Annotated in this window: 18 protein-coding genes and 1 riboswitch; of the genes, 9 read left to right on the forward strand and 9 right to left on the reverse strand. The window is 41.0% G+C overall.

Annotated elements, in window-relative coordinates:
- The first annotated feature begins 9 nt into the window (after positions 1 to 9).
- From AC4CUY_RS19505 to AC4CUY_RS19540, 8 genes are all read left to right on the forward strand, one after another.
- A complete protein-coding gene (locus AC4CUY_RS19505) occupies positions 10 to 1,215 on the forward strand; it encodes a hypothetical protein (RefSeq protein ID WP_490774598.1) in 1,206 nt (401 codons plus the stop codon).
- A gap of 64 nt (positions 1,216 to 1,279) precedes the next feature.
- The gene (locus tag AC4CUY_RS19510; RefSeq protein ID WP_419306213.1) at positions 1,280 to 2,332 is read left to right on the forward strand and encodes a hypothetical protein; all 1,053 of its coding nucleotides are present in this window, start codon (positions 1,280 to 1,282) and stop codon (positions 2,330 to 2,332) included.
- A gap of 53 nt (positions 2,333 to 2,385) precedes the next feature.
- Positions 2,386 to 2,519, forward strand: a riboswitch (TPP riboswitch).
- Between the two features lie 135 nt (positions 2,520 to 2,654).
- Positions 2,655 to 4,550 (forward strand): phosphomethylpyrimidine synthase ThiC, encoded by a 1,896-nt coding sequence (thiC, locus tag AC4CUY_RS19515; protein WP_034612636.1) that lies wholly within the window; start codon positions 2,655 to 2,657, stop codon positions 4,548 to 4,550.
- A 75-nt stretch (positions 4,551 to 4,625) separates the two neighbouring features.
- Entirely contained in the window at positions 4,626 to 5,246 is a 621-nt protein-coding gene (locus AC4CUY_RS19520) for an NUDIX domain-containing protein (RefSeq protein ID WP_004816566.1), read from the forward strand.
- A gap of 9 nt (positions 5,247 to 5,255) precedes the next feature.
- On the forward strand, positions 5,256 to 6,065 hold the full coding sequence (cpdA, locus tag AC4CUY_RS19525) for a 3',5'-cyclic-AMP phosphodiesterase (RefSeq protein ID WP_262782661.1): 810 nt from the start codon (positions 5,256 to 5,258) through the stop codon (positions 6,063 to 6,065).
- Positions 6,066 to 6,273: 208 nt separating this feature from the next.
- A complete protein-coding gene (dksA, locus tag AC4CUY_RS19530) occupies positions 6,274 to 6,801 on the forward strand; it encodes an RNA polymerase-binding protein DksA (protein WP_004725300.1) in 528 nt (175 codons plus the stop codon).
- Between the two features lie 4 nt (positions 6,802 to 6,805).
- Positions 6,806 to 7,720: a tRNA glutamyl-Q(34) synthetase GluQRS gene (gene gluQRS / locus AC4CUY_RS19535; RefSeq protein ID WP_419306211.1), complete on the forward strand. Its 915-nt coding sequence runs from the start codon at positions 6,806 to 6,808 to the stop codon at positions 7,718 to 7,720.
- A gap of 94 nt (positions 7,721 to 7,814) precedes the next feature.
- Positions 7,815 to 8,201 carry a hypothetical protein gene (locus tag AC4CUY_RS19540; protein ID WP_419302607.1) on the forward strand — a complete coding sequence of 129 codons (387 nt, stop codon included), beginning with the start codon at positions 7,815 to 7,817 and terminating at the stop codon, positions 8,199 to 8,201.
- 61 nt (positions 8,202 to 8,262) lie between these two features.
- Here AC4CUY_RS19540 and ftsW read toward each other — a convergent pair whose 3' ends face one another.
- The 9 genes from ftsW to glnK all read right to left on the reverse strand — a co-directional run bounded on the left by ftsW (position 8,263) and on the right by glnK (position 17,360).
- Positions 8,263 to 9,459, reverse strand: a complete 1,197-nt coding sequence (gene ftsW, locus AC4CUY_RS19545; RefSeq protein WP_004725295.1) for a putative lipid II flippase FtsW — start codon at positions 9,457 to 9,459, stop codon at positions 8,263 to 8,265.
- Positions 9,460 to 9,482: 23 nt separating this feature from the next.
- On the reverse strand, positions 9,483 to 10,829 hold the full coding sequence (murD, locus tag AC4CUY_RS19550) for a UDP-N-acetylmuramoyl-L-alanine--D-glutamate ligase (protein ID WP_419306209.1): 1,347 nt from the start codon (positions 10,827 to 10,829) through the stop codon (positions 9,483 to 9,485).
- A 259-nt stretch (positions 10,830 to 11,088) separates the two neighbouring features.
- A complete protein-coding gene (locus AC4CUY_RS19555) occupies positions 11,089 to 11,634 on the reverse strand; it encodes a VTT domain-containing protein (protein WP_004725292.1) in 546 nt (181 codons plus the stop codon).
- A gap of 109 nt (positions 11,635 to 11,743) precedes the next feature.
- Positions 11,744 to 12,403, reverse strand: a complete 660-nt coding sequence (locus AC4CUY_RS19560) for a riboflavin synthase (protein WP_004725291.1) — start codon at positions 12,401 to 12,403, stop codon at positions 11,744 to 11,746.
- Between the two features lie 91 nt (positions 12,404 to 12,494).
- Positions 12,495 to 13,799, reverse strand: coding sequence for a DNA adenine methylase (locus tag AC4CUY_RS19565; protein WP_004725289.1), 1,305 nt, complete (start codon positions 13,797 to 13,799; stop codon positions 12,495 to 12,497).
- Entirely contained in the window at positions 13,796 to 14,908 is a 1,113-nt protein-coding gene (gene ribD, locus AC4CUY_RS19570) for a bifunctional diaminohydroxyphosphoribosylaminopyrimidine deaminase/5-amino-6-(5-phosphoribosylamino)uracil reductase RibD (RefSeq protein ID WP_004725287.1), read from the reverse strand. The genes AC4CUY_RS19565 and ribD overlap by 4 nt, the downstream gene beginning before the upstream one ends.
- Before the next feature lie 33 nt (positions 14,909 to 14,941).
- Positions 14,942 to 15,406, reverse strand: a complete 465-nt coding sequence (gene nrdR / locus AC4CUY_RS19575) for a transcriptional regulator NrdR (protein WP_004725286.1) — start codon at positions 15,404 to 15,406, stop codon at positions 14,942 to 14,944.
- Between the two features lie 144 nt (positions 15,407 to 15,550).
- Complete coding sequence (locus AC4CUY_RS19580) at positions 15,551 to 16,954, reverse strand: ammonium transporter (RefSeq protein WP_419306207.1); 1,404 nt, start codon at positions 16,952 to 16,954, stop codon at positions 15,551 to 15,553.
- Positions 16,955 to 17,021: 67 nt separating this feature from the next.
- Positions 17,022 to 17,360, reverse strand: a complete 339-nt coding sequence (glnK, locus tag AC4CUY_RS19585) for a P-II family nitrogen regulator (RefSeq protein ID WP_004725283.1) — start codon at positions 17,358 to 17,360, stop codon at positions 17,022 to 17,024.
- Between the two features lie 291 nt (positions 17,361 to 17,651).
- On the opposite strand from glnK, the gene AC4CUY_RS19590 reads away from it, so the two are divergent.
- Positions 17,652 to 17,879 carry an accessory factor UbiK family protein gene (locus AC4CUY_RS19590; protein ID WP_056517583.1) on the forward strand — a complete coding sequence of 76 codons (228 nt, stop codon included), beginning with the start codon at positions 17,652 to 17,654 and terminating at the stop codon, positions 17,877 to 17,879.
- Positions 17,880 to 17,939: the final 60 nt, after the last annotated feature.

Raw genomic sequence — 17,939 nt, forward strand, 5'->3', positions numbered from 1 at the left:
ATCAGACACATGACTCAGTTTCTTGCAAAAAGTAACGTTTCATTATCACAAAACTACAAAATATTTCATTTATTTAGCCTCGATTCAGCGACAATGGCATCGAACAAAACTGAGCTTCTTTTAAATGCTGGTCGAATGAAATTTCCTCGCAATATCCTTCATTTTCTTATTTCAGGCATACTCGTTATCTTGAGTTGCATGGTGGTTATCGCGTGTCAAAAACCCACAACCGACATTGTCAAAGAATCCAAAGAAGCGCCGCAAAAAGAAAATCCAATTCCTGATTTAACGCAAATTTGCCAAAATCTCAAAAATGAGATGCTGGCAATCAATGCAAAAAGAACCACGCTTGCGATAGAACAAGTCAATCAAGATATTCGTATGTGTTTGCCCTTGATGAAACCTACGGAACAAATGGAATTGATGCATCAGTCGAAACGTATGTATCAACAATTTTTACAGATTGAGCGCACGTCAGAACAACAGCAAGCATTTGAAAACTATGCTTTAGATCAAGCTGCATACCCCACTATTCAACAGAGTAAATTTGAACAACTTAATCTACGTGACCAATATTTATTACGTCACAAAGGCCAAGCTTATATTGAGCTGAGCGAACAAACAGATGATAAAATTGTCTATCGGAGAAGCCCGCAATATTTAGCCAAAGTTTTCGCCCCATATCTGACTGCACCTGAACAAATTTTTATCGAAAATCTTGCAGAACAAAATACCCAACCGCTTTTTAAAAATCATAAACCCGATATAGATGCTGAAGAAATTGCAAAAAGAGCTAAGTTTTGGCAAGAATATCTACAAACTTATCCCACTAGCCCTTTTTTACATGATGCGCGGTTCTTAAAAAATGCCTATAGCAGTTTATTGTTTTTAGGCACTGAAGAAGCACCTATATCGACCAGTTTTGAAAATCAAACTGATATCGATGCAGCCAGCTGGTTGGTGATTGAACGCTTGGCAAAATCCAATGATGGTGAGCTTTCAGCTCAGGCCAAGAAGTTTGTTCATTTTTTAGCGATGAGCAAAGAGCAAAGACAGCAAAAAATTCAAATTAGTGAAAAAGAACGCACTAAACTGGAAAATATCCCTCAATTATTGGCGCTGTCCCAGCTCAATCAATATCTAAATTTAAGCCCGATCGACTTTAAGCATGTTAAAAAAGATTGCTTTAGTGATGCAATTTGTTCTAACAGTTAGATGTTATTTTAGCTCAATTTTTATTATCCTTGTGGCATTCAAAAATACACAACAAAGTCATACTATGAAAGCTTTAAAACAACATCTATCACTCACAACACTCTGCCTGTGTACCCTATTCAGCGCTTGCCAAAAGCACGAGAACAATCAAACAATTGAGACAACTAAAGCAGCTTCTAAAGCGACTCAGACCAGTACAGCTGAAATACCAGCACTTCCACAAGACTGTAACGAGATAGATACAAGCATCAAAAAATTAGAAAAAACGGTCATCGTTGAAGATTTAAATGACCTCAATCAATTACTAAAAAAATGCCTCGCATCTGCACCGTTAAAAACACGTTATCAATGGCAAGCAAAAATTGAAAACATTTATCAAAAACTCATCACCGATGCCTCACCTGAAGTCTTTCAATATATGACCGATACACTTGCAGACGGTCAGTCTATGACAGCTCAACAAAAACAAGAACTGTATAAAAAGTTAAAACCGCGTGAGAAATATTTAGTTGATCATGCAAAGGACTTATATTTAGCAAAATTTTATATCGGTGAAGGTGAATACACCTTTGTACAGCATCCACAATATGATCTGGATATTTTTGCACCCTATTTAGAAAAATCAGATCAGGTTTACTTTAAACAGATCCGTAAAGAGTATACAGGTGCCAACTATATTATGGACGCAGGGCTAGCAATTAGTTTTGATGAGGTGGCCAATCGATTGTTATATTGGGAAAAGTTCAATAAAGATTACCCCAACAACCATTTTAAACCTCAAGTCATAGAGAACATTGAACAATACCGTAGTGCACTTTTTCAAGGCGAGGATAACACCCGCACGCTCTGGTTCGATGACGATAAAATTGCAGATGAACAAGCAATCAAAGCGATTGAAAAAATTGCAAAAAGTAAAACTGCAAGTCGCACAGCTGCACAGAAATTTGTGAATTTAATCAACGCAAGTGAAACGCTTTGGCAACAAATGCCAAAACCATCTAGCCAGTATCCTGAAGATAACTCACCTGAGCAGCAAGAGATCCGGGCACAACGTGAGGCATTTGAACAAAAAGTCAGAAAATCTGTTGAGGAAATTCTAGCTCAAAAAAATAATTGAAATTGATATCGGCATGCCAGCATATTTTCAATGAGAACATGCTAAGATTTGGACATCGCTTGACGGAGCGCGAGTAATTCCTCGCTGAGATTTAGTCAGTTTTGCATCTCCTTGCCAAAACTTAAACTAAAGTACCGTTGAACCTGATCAGGTTAAGACCTGCGTAGGAATCAAGCATCTAAAAACTGACAGCCCATAATTTATCTATTTTTTCGCAATAGCGCTTTATTCTGATGATGGATTTAGCAGATAAAATAGACTAAATTTGCCACCGTTTTTGGTCGTGCTTGATTCGTTGATGTCATTCATAAGGATCATTGTAATGAACCAATTAACGAATCTATCCCCTGCTGATCAATTGGCTCAACACGAGCAAGAAGCCAAAGATCTGACTCGAATTTTACCCGCATCTAAAAAAGTTTATATTCAAGGGTCACGCCCAGATATTCAAGTACCGATGCGTGAAATTGAACTCACGGATACTCCGACAGGCCTTGGTGGTGAAAAAAACCCACCAATTATGGTCTATGATACTTCAGGTGTTTATACCGATCCCAACGTACACATTGATTTGAATAAAGGCTTACCCAATGTCCGTGAAACTTGGATTGAAGAACGTGCCGATACTGAGCATTTAGCCAGCTTAACCTCTAAATTTGGCCAAGAACGTCTGAAAGATATTCGTACTGCTGAAATCCGTTTTGCCCATATTCAAAAACCACGTCGTGCAAAAACAGGCAACAATGTCACACAAATGCATTATGCCAAACAAGGCATCATCACGCCTGAAATGGAATACATTGCGATTCGTGAAAATCAGCGCCAGCATGAAGGTGTCGATATGCGCCAGCATGCAGGACAAAATTTTGGTGCACACAACCTCATGGAGATTACCCCTGAATTTGTGCGTAAAGAAGTCGCTGAAGGTCGTGCCATTATTCCAGCCAATATTAACCATCCTGAATGCGAACCCATGATCATTGGGCGTAATTTCTTGGTAAAAATCAATGCCAATATTGGCAACTCAGCTTTGGGTTCATCGATTGATGAAGAAGTGTCGAAAATGACCTGGGCAACCCGCTGGGGTGCTGACACCATCATGGACTTATCGACGGGTAAAAATATCCATGAAACCCGTGAATGGATTATCCGCAACTCACCAGTTCCAATTGGTACGGTACCAATTTATCAAGCACTTGAAAAAGTCGATGGTGTTGCTGAAGACCTGACATGGGAAATCTTTAAAGACACCCTGATTGAACAAGCTGAGCAAGGTGTCGATTATTTCACCATTCATGCCGGGGTCTTATTACGTTATGTACCGATGACAGCCAATCGGTTAACAGGGATCGTATCACGCGGTGGTTCGATCATGGCGCAATGGTGTTTGGCGCATCATGAAGAAAACTTCCTCTATACGCATTTTGATGAAATCTGCGAAATCATGAAAGCCTATGATGTGTCTTTCAGCTTAGGCGATGGTTTACGTCCGGGCTGTATTCAGGATGCCAATGATGAAGCGCAATTTTCCGAATTACGCACTTTAGGTGAACTGACTCATCGGGCATGGAAACATGATGTTCAGGTCATGATCGAAGGACCAGGCCATGTGCCAATGCATATGGTGAAAGAAAATATGGACTTGCAACTTGAAGTTTGTCAGGAAGCACCTTTCTATACCCTTGGTCCGCTCACCACCGATATTGCTCCAGGCTATGACCATATTACCTCGGCAATTGGTGCAGCGATGATTGGTTGGTACGGCACTGCAATGTTGTGCTATGTGACTCCCAAAGAGCATTTGGGTCTGCCCAATAAGAAAGATGTTAAAGACGGGATTATCACCTATAAAATCGCAGCCCATGCAGCGGATTTAGCCAAAGGTCATCCGGGCGCACAAGTTCGTGACAATGCTTTATCTAAGGCACGCTTTGAGTTCCGTTGGGAAGATCAATTCAATCTCAGCTTAGATCCTGATACTGCAAGATCAATGCATGATGAAACCATGCCTAAAGAAGCACATAAGTCAGCACACTTCTGTTCAATGTGCGGACCTAAGTTCTGTTCGATGAAAATCACCCAAAACGTGCGAGATTATGCACAAAATCAACAAAATGCAGCCCATCCTGTAAATAGCGAAACGCTTATAGAAGATGGTCTCAAAACCATGAAATCCGTTTATCAGGAACAAGGGCAAAAGTTGTACCATAAAGTGTAAAGATTAAAAAAAACTTTTGTCTTTCACTATTTCTCAGTTAGGATGAAGTGAATATGTTTCATCCTAACTGTGCACATGAACATCATTCAGCAAGCAACCTACACCCATAATGATGTAGAAATACAATCTCGTGAATATGCCTTTAAAGGTTTTGTTCAAGTCGAAAAAGTGAGCTTGCGACACCGATTATTTAATCAAACTGAATATACCTCAGCCATTCAACGTGAATTAATTCGCCGTAAAGAAGCTGCTGGTGTACTGATTTATAATGATCAACAACAAAAATTTGCATTGATTGAACAGTTTCGTGTGGGGGCAATTGATGATGAAATTTCACCTTGGCAACTCGAAATCATTGCAGGCGTACTTGATGGAGATGAATCTCCAGAAAGTTGCATTCGACGGGAAAGCATCGAAGAATCTGGATGTGAATTAAACCAAATCAAACACCTGTTTAGCTTCTATCCATCTGCTGGGGCATGTGATGAAATCTTTCATCTCTATGTTGCGCAAGCCGCATTACCTGCTGAAGGTGGTGTGTTTGGTATGCCAGATGAAGGTGAAAATATCCAACTTCATATCATTGATTATTCAGATTTGAGTCTATTATTAAAAAGTAATCGTTTAAAAAATGCACCTGTGATTATGGCTTTGCAATGGCTACAACAGCACTTGCATGCATTTGAAGATGTCTAGGGGAAAGGCATGCAATCAGAGATATTGCCGCAAACAGATAAAGATAGAGTGATTATCCAAATCACAGATACACACCTGATGGATAAACCTGATGCAGAGTTTGTCGGGATTAATCCTGAAGAAAGCTTTCATGCCGTCATGGATGATATTCAGCAACGCTATAAAAATATCGATCTGATTTTACATACTGGTGATTTGGCTCAAGCTGCATTTCCAGAAACTTATGCGCGCTATTTAGAATATATGCAGCGTTTTGGTGTCGATTTTTATCAAATTCCGGGAAATCACGACAATATCAACTTGTTCCCGTTCCATTCGCCAGAACCTATTCCAGCAGTAATTGAGTTAGATCAATGGCGTATCATTTTGCTGAATAGTGCTGTGGGTGGACGTACTGATGGAAACATTCAAACGGAACAATTGGTCCATCTAAAACGGCTATTGGAACAATTGCGTGACAAATTTATCCTTATCGCCTGTCATCACAATCCTTTTGATATGCATTCCAAATGGCTCGATCAACATAAGCTCAAAAATGCCGATGAATTAAAAGCCGTACTCGAACCCTTTGATAACATCAAAGCCGTGTTACATGGTCATGTCCATCAAGAATCCTATAATGTATGGAATGGAATACAGTTTATTTCTACCCCTGCGACGTGTGTACAATTTAAACCACTCAGCCAAGAGTTTTCATTTGATCCGATTGCGCCTGGTTACCGTTGCTTACATTTAAAAGCCAATGGTGAATTTGAGACCTCTGTACACCGCTTGGATCACTTCAAAGTTACAATTAATGAAGAAATTTCAGGTTACTAGCTTTTCATTTTGGTTTTTTTCTATTAAGTTATTCGTCCAACGAGATATGCAGAAAGTCGAATTCAGGGTTAGGTGACTTTCATCTTGGTAAAAAAATCTATATGATGACGCCCCCGATAGATTCATTCTGTTGGTAGTGATAAAAATACTTGCATATCACCATATTTTTTGCGTATAGATAATACGTATATGATGAGGAATGCCCTTTATGGCGAATGACAACCAAAATCAAGTCTTGGAAGAACAAACAGCAATTGCAGATGACAAGTCTGTAAAGCGAGTGCGTAAAACCAAGCCGAAGACCAATGAAAACGGTACTACAGCAAGTCTATTCGGTATCGAGCCTTATCAGCCAAAGAAAAATGAAGAATACATGTCTGAGGGGCAACTCGAACATTTTCGTAAAATTTTGCTGGCATGGAAAGCAGAATTGATGTCGGAAGTGGATCGCACCCTAAATACAATGCAAGATGAATCTTCTTCTTTACCTGATGTAAATGACCGTGCGACGCAAGAAGAAGAGTTTGCCATTGAATTACGTACCCGTGACCGTGAACGTAAACTTATTCGTAAAATAGAGCAATCTATTGAAGCGATTAAAAATGATGACTATGGTTTCTGTGAAACTTGCGGTATCGAAATTGGTTTACGCCGTTTAGAAGCACGACCAACTGCAACTTTATGTATCGACTGTAAAACCCTTGCAGAGATCAAAGAGAAGCAAAATAACGGTTAATACTGTGTCAAATTCCTCCCCAACCCTCTCTTTTCCAAAGGGAGGGAGGAAGAGTACTGCCTACAAAGGTCGGTTTGCACCCTCCCCCACAGGGCCATTACATTTTGGCTCCTTAGTGACCGCTGTCGCGAGTTATTGCGACGCTAAAGCGCATCATGGGCAATGGATCGTCCGCATCGAAGATACGGATATTCCACGTATTTACCCAGATAGTGAACAGCATATTTTAAAGTGCCTAGATGCTTTTGGCTTCCAATCCGATGCTGAAATCATTTATCAACAACATCGCTTAGACATTTATCAATCTGTAATCGAACAACTCAAACAAAAACATTTCGTTTATGCCTGTGAATGTACCCGTAAAATATTAGGCTCAAATCATATCTATGCTGGCACCTGCCGAGACAAACAGCTCGACTTTCAAGACCAAGCCATTCGTGTAAAAGTTTCTGATCAAAACATTTGTTTCAATGACCGCTTACAAGGACAACATTGCGCGAACTTACAACGCGATTTGGGTGACTTTGTACTAAAGCGTCGTGATGGCATTATCAATTATCAACTGGCAGTCGTTGTCGATGATTATTTACAAGAAATCAGCCATGTCGTGCGTGGTGCGGATTTATTGGATAATACTGAACGTCAAATTTGGCTAGGACAGCTTTTGGGTTATCCCGCTCTTAAATATATGCACTTACCCCTCGCCATGAATCATTTGGGGCAAAAACTCTCTAAACAAAACCTTGCGCAAGCGCTTGATCTCAAACATGCACCTGAATTGCTGTTACAAGCGATTATAGCACTTGGACAAGCTCCAGTAGACCTAGATCAGCCAAATCTCATGTTGGCTCAAGCTGTCGCTCAATGGGATATCTCTCGCATTCCTCAAGGGACAACGCTACAATCCATTTATCAGTAATCCCTGATTAAGCAACAATACCAACATAAGAATACCAACATCATTCAGGATTGAGATGAACCTTTTAAAAAATCTAATAACGCTGAGTTTTCTCATGATCACAGGCCTTACACAGGTCTATGCACAAATGGCAATTTTATGTATTTCCCCGATTTCTAAAACTGCTGTTGTTGATGAAATGAGTGGCGCACCACGTGAACAATGGGGTAAACCATTACCAACTTATTCAGTTCAAGTCGATCGCTCTGCAATCATCAAGGTCGATCACAAAACCCCAATCAAACTTAAACTTGCAAATACCTCTGGAAAACATCAGATCAAGATTTATGCCAATGATGTATTGGAAACTTCGTTTTATTATTCCCCAACAGCGATAGATGTATTAGGACTGAGTGAGTCCGGTTATCAAACTTGGGATTGGGTAAAATTTAAAACCACCCAATCGGCATTAAAATATTGCAATACGCAAAATCCAAACTAAATCACCCATAAAAAAAGCCATTTGTGATCAAATGGCTTGTCTATTTAAGTTCAATAAAAAATTAAAAACTAGACTCTTCTCGCGCTGGATTGGCATCCTTGGTGGTTGCATCAATTTTGAGAATTAAACTGATCATCACCGCACACATAATTAAAGATGAACCACCATAACTAATAAATGGAAGCGTTAGCCCTTTGGTCGGCAACATGCCCATATTCATACCCGCATTCACCAAGATCTGTAATAAGAAAATAATACTGATCCCGTAAGCCAAGTAACCTGCGCGCAAATATTGATGATTGAGCGCACGCTGACCGATACGAATACAGCAAATCAACATCACAAACGAGAGTAGCAAAACGGTCGAAATACCAAAGAAACCGAATTCTTCACCTAAAATTGCCAACATAAAGTCAGTGTGTGCTTCAGGCAAATAAGACATTTTTTGAATACTATGTCCTAAGCCCACCCCAAACCATTCACCACGACCAAAGGCCATCAAGGCATTCGACAATTGATAACCTGAGCCCAACGGATCAGCCCAAGGGTTTGAGAATGACATTAAGCGTTCATAACGATATGGTTCAAACACGATTAAGGATACAAATGCCACCAGAATCGCACCAAATGCAAAGCCGAACTGGATCATGGGTGCACCAGCCAAGAAGAACACACCCAGCATCGAAACAGCAATCACCACTGTTGCCCCTAAGTCTGGCTCTGCAATAATCAGTCCGACCGTCAGCAACATCACCACACCTAAACGTACCAAGCCCTTAATATTATTACGGACTTCTTCAGCACGACGAACCACATAGTCTGCGGTAAATATGGCCATCATCACCTTGGCGACTTCGGTTGCCTGCAAGGTAAATCCACCTACACGAATCCAACGTGTTGAACCATTGACCTCTGTACCCACCACCAAGACGGCGAGTAATAAAGCAATGGTGATCAACCACAATGGAAAGGTATTTTTAAACCATAGGTTGAGTGAAACTCGATAGGTAATTGCCGCCGCAACAAAAGCCACCACGATCGAAATTGCATGACGAATCACATAGTGAAATTCGTTTTCATGCATCCGTTCGGCATAAGGCATTGAAGCCGAAGCCACCATCACCGTGCCAATACACAACAATGAAATGACGCAAAATATCAGTACATTACGCGGTGTAATCTCTGCTGGCAATTTTGGCATCCAGCGATCATACACTTGGTGAATCTTACTTATAGTCGTCTGAGCTAACCCAGCCATACTTTATTTCCTTATGATTCTTTTTAGTTTAGAGCATTTACATATTCAACAAAGCGATGACCACGCTCAGGATAGCCTGTAAACATATCAAAGCTTGCACATGCAGGTGATAATAGCACTACATCTTGCGCATGCGTATGTTGTTGACAAAGTTCTACAGCTTGTTGCAAAGATGCTGCATGTAGCAGCGTTGTTGTCCCTGCAATGGCATTTTCAATGATTGAGCGATCTTCACCCATCAGTACCGCAACTTTGGCATATTTTTGTAGAGACTCACGTAGTGCAGTAAAGTCCTGCCCTTTGCCCTGACCACCCAAAATAATTGCAACCTGACCACCTTGGGCTTCAATTGCAGCACCTAAGCCGTCCAATGCCGCCAAAGTTGCACCGATATTGGTACCTTTAGAATCATTATAATAACGAACGCCATTCACTTCTTTAACGAATTCGCAACGGTGCTCTAAACCTTTAAAGGTTTTTAAGGTTTCAAGCATCGTGTCCATCGGTAAACCAATCGCTTCACCCAAAGCTAAACATGCCAAAGCATTGGCAACATTGTGCGTGCCTTGGATATACATCTCTGAGCTTTTAAGTAGACGTTCACGACCTCGCGCTAACCAAATCGTACCGTTATCTTCTCTTAGGATACCGTATTGTTTTAAATCAGGTGCATTGAGCCCAAAGCTTTGCATCGGTGTGACATCTGGCACCAATGGACGCGTCAATGAATCATCGCGGTTATATACGACTTTTTTCACACCTTGGAAAATACGATGTTTTGCCGCATGGTAACCTGCCATATTCCCATGACGGTCCAAGTGATCTTCACTCATGTTCAAGACCACAGCCACTTCTGCATTTAAACTTGAGGTTGCTTCCAATTGAAAGCTGGAAAGTTCAAGGATATAAACATCTGGGTCATCATGGGTTAAATCCAAAGCAGGACGACCCAAGTTACCCCCTACCGCAACTTTAACCCCTGCGTCTTGTGCCATTAAACCAATCAAAGTGGTCACGGTACTTTTTGCATTTGAGCCAGTAATCGCCACAATCGGTTTATCTGTAGCACGGCGGAGAATTTGAATTTCACTGATGACTGGAATACCTTTTGCAATCGCAGCTTGAATTGCTGGCAACTGAGGATCTAACCCCGGGCTAATGACAATTTCTTCAGCTTGCAAAAGTAAATCTTGATCGAGTTGACCAAAGCTGGTTTGAACTGCTGCTGGAATTTGCTCATGTCCTGGTGGAACTTCACGAGAATCTGTGACTGCAACACGGTAGCCATTTTCATGAAGAAAATTTACGGCTGAAACGCCTGAAATTCCAAGCCCAGCCACAACTTTTAACCCACCACGTTGTATTAACATTTTTGCTCACCAGCATTAAGATTTTAAAACTTGCAAAATGTTAGCACTTTGGCGATTTGAAAGCTTTTTCTGTTTGCACTTTCTGGATATTTTTTTGTGTCAGTGCGTAAAAACAGCAGCAGATTATTTTAATAAATACAGCTGATTTCTTAAATAAAACCATTCGCGTTTTTATTCTATTCTCAATATGAATAAGCCGAATGTTGAGGATCAGCATTCGGCTTATTCATCGGGGCAGTTTATGACGGTTTGAATCTGATTAAAATGAATCGAGCAGTAAGGATAATAAATTACCCGCGCCATAACCCGCACCAAGTAACAGCGCAATCCAAATCCATCCGCCTAAAATGTTATACAACATGAATACAGGCATTTTCATATGCCCTGCACCCGCTGCAAAAGGAGCAAAAGAACGAACAAAAGGCACAAAACGGGCAACAAGAATGGTTTTCCCGCCATGCTTTTCAAAATAATGGTTGGTCTTTTTAATATATTCAGGCTTAAACCAACGTGAATGCGCGTGGAAAAACTTAAAACCCAGCGCACGTCCCGTATAATAGTTCACCATATACCCCAAAATTGAAGCAATAATCAGCAACACACCCATATAGTGCAAATGCACAGATTCAGCGGTAGAACATAAAGCACCGACAGCGATCAATAAACTATCGCCTGGGAGAAAAAACATAAAGACTGAGCCAGTTTCTGCAAAAATGATTAGAAACAAAATGGCATAAATCCACAGCCCGTAATTTTCTAAAAAAGTGGGCAATAATTGTTCTAAATGCAATAAAAATTCAAGCAATACTCAACTCTCTTACAGAAGAATTCACGATATATTAGCCTAATTTAATCATGTATATATTAAAAGGCCTAAATAAATTAGGCTTTTTTTAATCGGTTTTGGTTTTTATTTATTTTAAAAAACCATTGGCTGCCAGAAATTCCATACTGAGTTTAGACTCTGCTTTTGGCTCAGCAGCTTTATCACCAAGTAACAATCTTTCTATATAACGTGCCAATACATCGACTTCTAAATTCACTTGAGAGCCCACTTTCCACGTTCCAATATTGGTCCGTTCAGCAGTATGTGGAATTAAATTTAAACTTAAGATATTTCCACGTAAATGATTGATGGTGAGGCTAATTCCATCTACAGTCACAGAACCTTTTTCAGCCAAATATTTAGCAATTTCAACAGGTGCAGTGACTTCGAAATACAGTGAGCGAGCATCTGAACGCACTACGGTGATTTCACCCACAGCATCGACATGTCCACTGACGATATGTCCACCGAAGCGTGTTGTTGGCAACATTGCTTTTTCTACATTGACCGCCTGCCCCGCTTTCCAACTTGCTAAAGTCGAACGATTTAAGCTTTCACGGGACACATCAGCAGCGTACCAGTTTTCACCCCAGTCGATCACAGTTAAACAGATGCCATTGGTTGCAATAGAGTCGCCCAAATGTACATCAGACATATCCAAGTCTGTCTGAATACGTAAGCGCACATCACCGCCTACATTTTGTAAACTTTCGACTTTACCCAAACTTTCAATGATACCTGTGAACATAATTCTACCTACTGCTGCAGTGAGAGGAACTGATGAAGTTCAATCGTGTTTATTTTGCATTTGCCCATATTTTAAAGGCAAAGGTGCATTCTTACCATAAGGCCAGTTGCGTACTTACACCTGAGGTATCCACACCACCCAATTCTGCAAAATGATAGAGTTGACCCAACAGCTGACGCAATGGTGGTCCAGACTTAGCATGGGTATCGGTGATTACAATAAACTCAAGCACACGTGCGCGTTCAGACTGACGCTGTTTACTGACACGATAACGAGGCACATCCTGAGTCAATAAGGTGACTTTGCCACGTTTCAGATTGGCCGCCAATAAGTCTTTGGCCTCAATATTTCCATCGGTTGAGTAACTGGTGAGAATATAACGCGCATTAATAGTTTCCAACAAATTCTCATAAGCTTCTTGTGCATGCTTAGAAGAATTATAAGGACTTGGACGTTCTTTACGCCACGCACGGTCAATCCCACTTTTAAAACCTTTGGTATCTGGTGTCGGTAAATCAACTTGATCCCACAGTGTTAACGAGTTGAGTACATGATAATTACTACTATAGGCATGTTGGTTATACGGTGGATCTAGATAAGCCACATCAACTTCAAAACCACTCATTTGATTTGCCAAGTGCTGTGCATCTACACACCACACCTCTGCCATTGGGGTTTTCTGCTTATTCTGCCCGACTTCACTAAAGCGGCTCGGTGTAAGCCATAATAAAGACTCAATCCGTTCCAACGCAGTTTGGGTTTTACCGCCCCAACCATGATGGAAGCTTTTAAATACACCGCTGGTATTACTGACAAAACTTGCTGAATAGAGCAAAGGTGCCAATAAGGCACTCATTTCTACATCGTCAATTGCACCCTGTGCTTGCCAAGTGGCAATTTGCTGACGAATTGCATCTATACGCATCCCATTACGGCGTTTAAAAAACAAACGGTCTCGTGCAGGGTCATAAATTTCATCATTCCGCGGACAAAGGTTATGCGTAACCCATCCTTTCACTTCAGGCAAGCGGTTTAAATAATCGATGGCTTTTTGATACCCACCCAATTCTTTAAATGCAGGTGCATCTGTGCATGCCAAAATGGCATGATTTAATGCATGGCTATACGGTTCCCAATCATTGGCAATCACCCGATAGCCATTTTGACGTGCTAAACGTGAAACCACCCCACTGCCTGCAAAAAAATCGGCAAAAATCGGGGCGCGTTTACCCTTAGGATTCAAAGTACCTGTGATTTCAAGCGCTTCAAGAATCAGATGCAACAAACGACGTTTGTTTCCCAGATAGGGAACCAACTGATGAAAAAGATATTCATCTGTTGTACGCGCAGCATGACGACGTTTATGGTAAACCGATGATGTTGACTCTGGATTCATACTGACTCTTGTGAAGGGATAAGTCTTAAGCGAATGTCATCACCAAACTGATGAACATCTTGTAACTTAAAACGTAATTGTTGTGCCATCGTTTCAAATTCGGCATTGAACATGGCACGTGCTGATTGTCCTAAAAAGGTTGGCGCAACATAACTGATTAATTCATCCACCAGTTTTTCCTGCAAAAATGCAGTGGATAATGTCGCACCTGCTTCAACCAACACATCGTAAATTTGGAAATCTTTTAAAGTCGTAAGCAAATCTTTTAAAGATTGTACTTCTAATTGTACCACGCCCAGCTTGGCAAGTTCTTGACGAAATGGTCCCATGACCATCACTGTTTCAGGCGCGCTAAGAATTTGAGCATTGAGTGGCAAACGTCCTTGTCGGTCTAAAATTACCCGCTTAGGCTGGACAATCGTTGCAATATCAATATCACCCAATGAACGCACATTTAATTGAGGGTCATCTGCCAAAATGGTATCGATCCCGGTAATCACTGCACCTGAAATAGCCCGCCAATGCTGAACATCTTGACGTGATTCAGCCCCAGTGATCCATTTAGACTCACCAGACGCCATTGCTGTACGGCCATCTAAACTTGACGCAACCTTTAACCGCACATAAGGCACACCCGTTGCCATTGCTTTTAAAAAGCCTTGATTGAGTTGAGCCGCTTGTTGCTCACAAACCCCTGTTTCAACCTCAATCCCTGCCTGGCGTAAAATATCCACGCCTTTTCCCGCCACCAAAGGATTTGGATCAGCACATGCAATAACAACTTTGCTGACACCCGCTTCAACCAAGCCTTTAGCACAAGGTGGTGTACGGCCATAATGCGCACAAGGTTCCAAAGTGACATACGCGGTTGCGCCCTTGGCAGACTCGCCTGCTTGACGCATGGCAAAAACTTCGGCGTGTGGCTGACCAGCTCTAGGATGAAAACCCTCTCCCACCCATTGCCCATCTTTTACAATGACACAACCGACGTTCGGGTTTGGTCGTGTGGAATATTGTCCAAGCTTCGCGAGCTCAATTGCTTTCTGCATCCAAACCTGATCTATGTTGACATAATCTTCGGGTTTAGAATTTGAATCAAACTCAGACATAAAATTCCTAATCAATAACGTTCAAAAATAAAATTAGTGGTCTTGCCCACGATCTTGCATTTGTTCAATTTGATGACGAAACGCATCAATATCTTGGAAATCTTGATACACCGACGCAAAACGCACATAAGCCACATGATCCAATGCAAACAACGATTTCATGACAATTTCACCAATGGTGCGTGAACGTACATCACGTTCACCGAGGCGGCGAATTTGCAATTGAATATCACTAATGACGGTTTCAATCTGTTCTTGAGTCACGGGTCTTTTTTGTAAAGCGTGCATTAAAGAACGTCGTAATTTTGCTTCGTCAAACGGTTCATTTTTACCATCTGACTTGGTCACGCGTGGCATGACCACTTCATAACTCTCAAATGTCGTAAAACGTTCGCCACAACTGATACATTCACGACGTCGACGAATCTGGCTACCTTCAGCGGCCAAACGAGAGTCGATTACTTTACTATCTGCAGCGTTGCAAAATGGACAATGCATAGTGGTTTTATTGAACAAAATTCATGATTTCATCTAGTGTAGCAAAAAAACCTGATTTTGTTGAGCCTTTCGCAAGATATGGAAAAAAAACAGCCCTTACGGACTGTTTTATACTATATATAGTTATTATTCTAATTAGATTGATTATTCGATACGTTCGCCATGTTGGCTTAAATCAAGCCCCATACGCTCATCATCAGATTCAACACGGATCCCAATCACCACATCGATAATTTTAAGTAGGATAAAGGTCACAACTGCTGAGTATGCGATTGTTGCTAACACACCTTCAACTTGTACCCATAATTGATGCATAACATCTGTCGGTGCTTTGTCGCCCATAATGAATGAGCTGGCAAATACAGCTGTTAAAATCGCACCAACAATACCGCCTACACCATGTAAACCAAATGCATCCAATGAGTCATCTGCTTTAAGGATACGTTTAAGACCAGAGATCCCCCAGAAGCACACCACACCACCGATTAAGCCCATGATCAACGCACCACTTACCGTCACAAAACCTGCTGCTGGCGTAATCACAACCAGACCAGCAACTGCACCAGATGCTGCACCCAATACTGAACCTTTACCACGAACAATTTTTTCAACCACTAACCAAGCAATTGCTGCCGCTGCGGCTGCGATTTGAGTTGTGACCAAAGCATACGCTGCTGAACCATTTGCACCTAAAGCAGAACCACCATTGAAACCAAACCAACCGACCCATACCAAGCTTGCACCCAATACAGTTAAAGTTAAGTTATGTGGTGCCATAGATTCTTTGCCTAAGCCCATACGTTTACCCAGTAAATACGCAGCAACTAGACCAGCAACACCCGAGTTAATATGAACAACAGTACCACCAGCAAAATCAAGCGCGCCATCATTCATTAACCAGCCACCACCCCATACCCAGTGTGCAATCGGTGCATAAACAATAATGACCCAAATCGTAATGAATGTGATCCAAGCACTGAATTTCATACGATCAGCCACAGAACCACTGATAATGGCAACGGTAATAATCGCAAAAGTCATTTGGAAAATAACGAAAAGAATTTCTGGAATTGTGCCACTCAGCGCATCTGTTGTAATTCCAGATAACATGATTTTATCGAAACCACCAATAAAAGCGTTACCAGAACCAAATGCAAGTGAATAACCAATGACCACCCATACGATGCTGACCACTGCTGCGGCAGTAAAGCTTTGCGCCATGGTGGCAAGCACATTTTTCTTACGAACCATACCGCCGTAGAATAATGCTAAACCGGGAATTGTCATCAGTAATACAAGTGCTGTAGATACAAGAATCCACGCTGTATCACCTGTATTTAAAGTTGGTTTTTCTGCCTCTGCTGGAGCAGCTGCGGCAGTCACCGTTTCAGGCGCAACGGTTGCCGATGTATCGTCGACTGTTGCAGTCACATCACTTGCCGTTGCAACAGCTGTAGATGCAGGCTCAGCTACGTTTTCTTCTGCCCACGCAACTGATCCGCCAAGAAGTGCGCCAGACAGGCTGAGCGCTAATAGCATTTTTTTCATTCGTATCCCCCAACCTAATTTTGTGAGTTATGTATTGATATACATAACCAGCAATCTTCGTGCCAAATTAAACAGCGTCTGGACCTGTTTCACCTGTACGAATACGAATTACTTGCTCTAAATTAGTCACGAAAATTTTTCCATCACCAATTTTTCCAGTGCTAGCAACGCGTGTAATAGATTCAATCACTGAATCTACCATGTCATCACTGATTGCGATTTCGATTTTCACTTTAGGCAGAAAATCAACAACATACTCAGCGCCACGATAAAGTTCAGTATGCCCCTTTTGACGACCAAAACCTTTAACTTCAGTTACGGTAATCCCTTGAACGCCTATATCAGACAGTGCTTCACGCACGTCATCTAATTTAAACGGTTTTACAATTGCAGTTACGAGCTTCATATTGTTTTCCTTCGGCTTATTTCACCAGTAAGGTTTTATGTTCAATTTTCATGCCAATCTTATTAATGGTTGGGGTGATTAATTCAATCAACATGCATTGCCTTTATAACCTATTGTATATACTTAGGTGAAGTTGCAACTTTAAAAAACACATAATATTGCGTGTTTTTTTAGATTTCACTGCTAAATTATAGGAGACATCATGCTTTAAGCATCGGATAAAAAATTACTTAAATAAAATGAATACGCGATGTTACACTAGGCAAAGAACATTACTCATTTGGATTCCTCATGATTGAAACATTATTACAAGCAATTTTAGAACAGGTCGATCAGCCTAAAAAAGACATAGAACATAATTTACGCGCCTTACTTAATGAAGCCATTTCTAAAATGGATATCGTTTCAAAAGACGAAATTGAACGCCAAAAGACTGCACTAAATAATGCCAATTTACGCTTGACCGATTTACAAGAACAGGTCAAAGCACTTGAGATACTGATTCAGGATAAAAAGTAAACTAAATTTGCACATTATTGGTGCAAAAAATATAATAATGATTAAAAATAAAGCACAAGT

This window comes from Acinetobacter sp. 778_lipA (genome assembly GCF_058242985.1).

Bases quoted from the DNA above. Each gene is read 5' to 3' on its own strand.
- cpdA (WP_262782661.1), top strand. From the start codon at position 5,256: ATGCAATCAGAGATATTGCCGCAAACAGATAAAGATAGAGTGATTATC.
- AC4CUY_RS19560 (WP_004725291.1), bottom strand. From the start codon at position 12,403: ATGTTCACAGGTATCATTGAAAGTTTGGGTAAAGTCGAAAGTTTACAA.
- ribD (WP_004725287.1), bottom strand. From the start codon at position 14,908: ATGTCTGAGTTTGATTCAAATTCTAAACCCGAAGATTATGTCAACATA.
- AC4CUY_RS19505 (WP_490774598.1), top strand. From the start codon at position 10: ATGACTCAGTTTCTTGCAAAAAGTAACGTTTCATTATCACAAAACTAC.
- AC4CUY_RS19565 (WP_004725289.1), bottom strand. From the start codon at position 13,799: ATGAATCCAGAGTCAACATCATCGGTTTACCATAAACGTCGTCATGCT.
- AC4CUY_RS19540 (WP_419302607.1), top strand. From the start codon at position 7,815: ATGATCACAGGCCTTACACAGGTCTATGCACAAATGGCAATTTTATGT.
- thiC (WP_034612636.1), top strand. From the start codon at position 2,655: ATGAACCAATTAACGAATCTATCCCCTGCTGATCAATTGGCTCAACAC.
- AC4CUY_RS19520 (WP_004816566.1), top strand. From the start codon at position 4,626: ATGAACATCATTCAGCAAGCAACCTACACCCATAATGATGTAGAAATA.
- AC4CUY_RS19510 (WP_419306213.1), top strand. From the start codon at position 1,280: ATGAAAGCTTTAAAACAACATCTATCACTCACAACACTCTGCCTGTGT.
- nrdR (WP_004725286.1), bottom strand. From the start codon at position 15,406: ATGCATTGTCCATTTTGCAACGCTGCAGATAGTAAAGTAATCGACTCT.
- AC4CUY_RS19580 (WP_419306207.1), bottom strand. From the start codon at position 16,954: ATGAAAAAAATGCTATTAGCGCTCAGCCTGTCTGGCGCACTTCTTGGC.
- ftsW (WP_004725295.1), bottom strand. From the start codon at position 9,459: ATGGCTGGGTTAGCTCAGACGACTATAAGTAAGATTCACCAAGTGTAT.
- murD (WP_419306209.1), bottom strand. From the start codon at position 10,829: ATGTTAATACAACGTGGTGGGTTAAAAGTTGTGGCTGGGCTTGGAATT.
- AC4CUY_RS19590 (WP_056517583.1), top strand. From the start codon at position 17,652: ATGATTGAAACATTATTACAAGCAATTTTAGAACAGGTCGATCAGCCT.
- dksA (WP_004725300.1), top strand. From the start codon at position 6,274: ATGGCGAATGACAACCAAAATCAAGTCTTGGAAGAACAAACAGCAATT.
- glnK (WP_004725283.1), bottom strand. From the start codon at position 17,360: ATGAAGCTCGTAACTGCAATTGTAAAACCGTTTAAATTAGATGACGTG.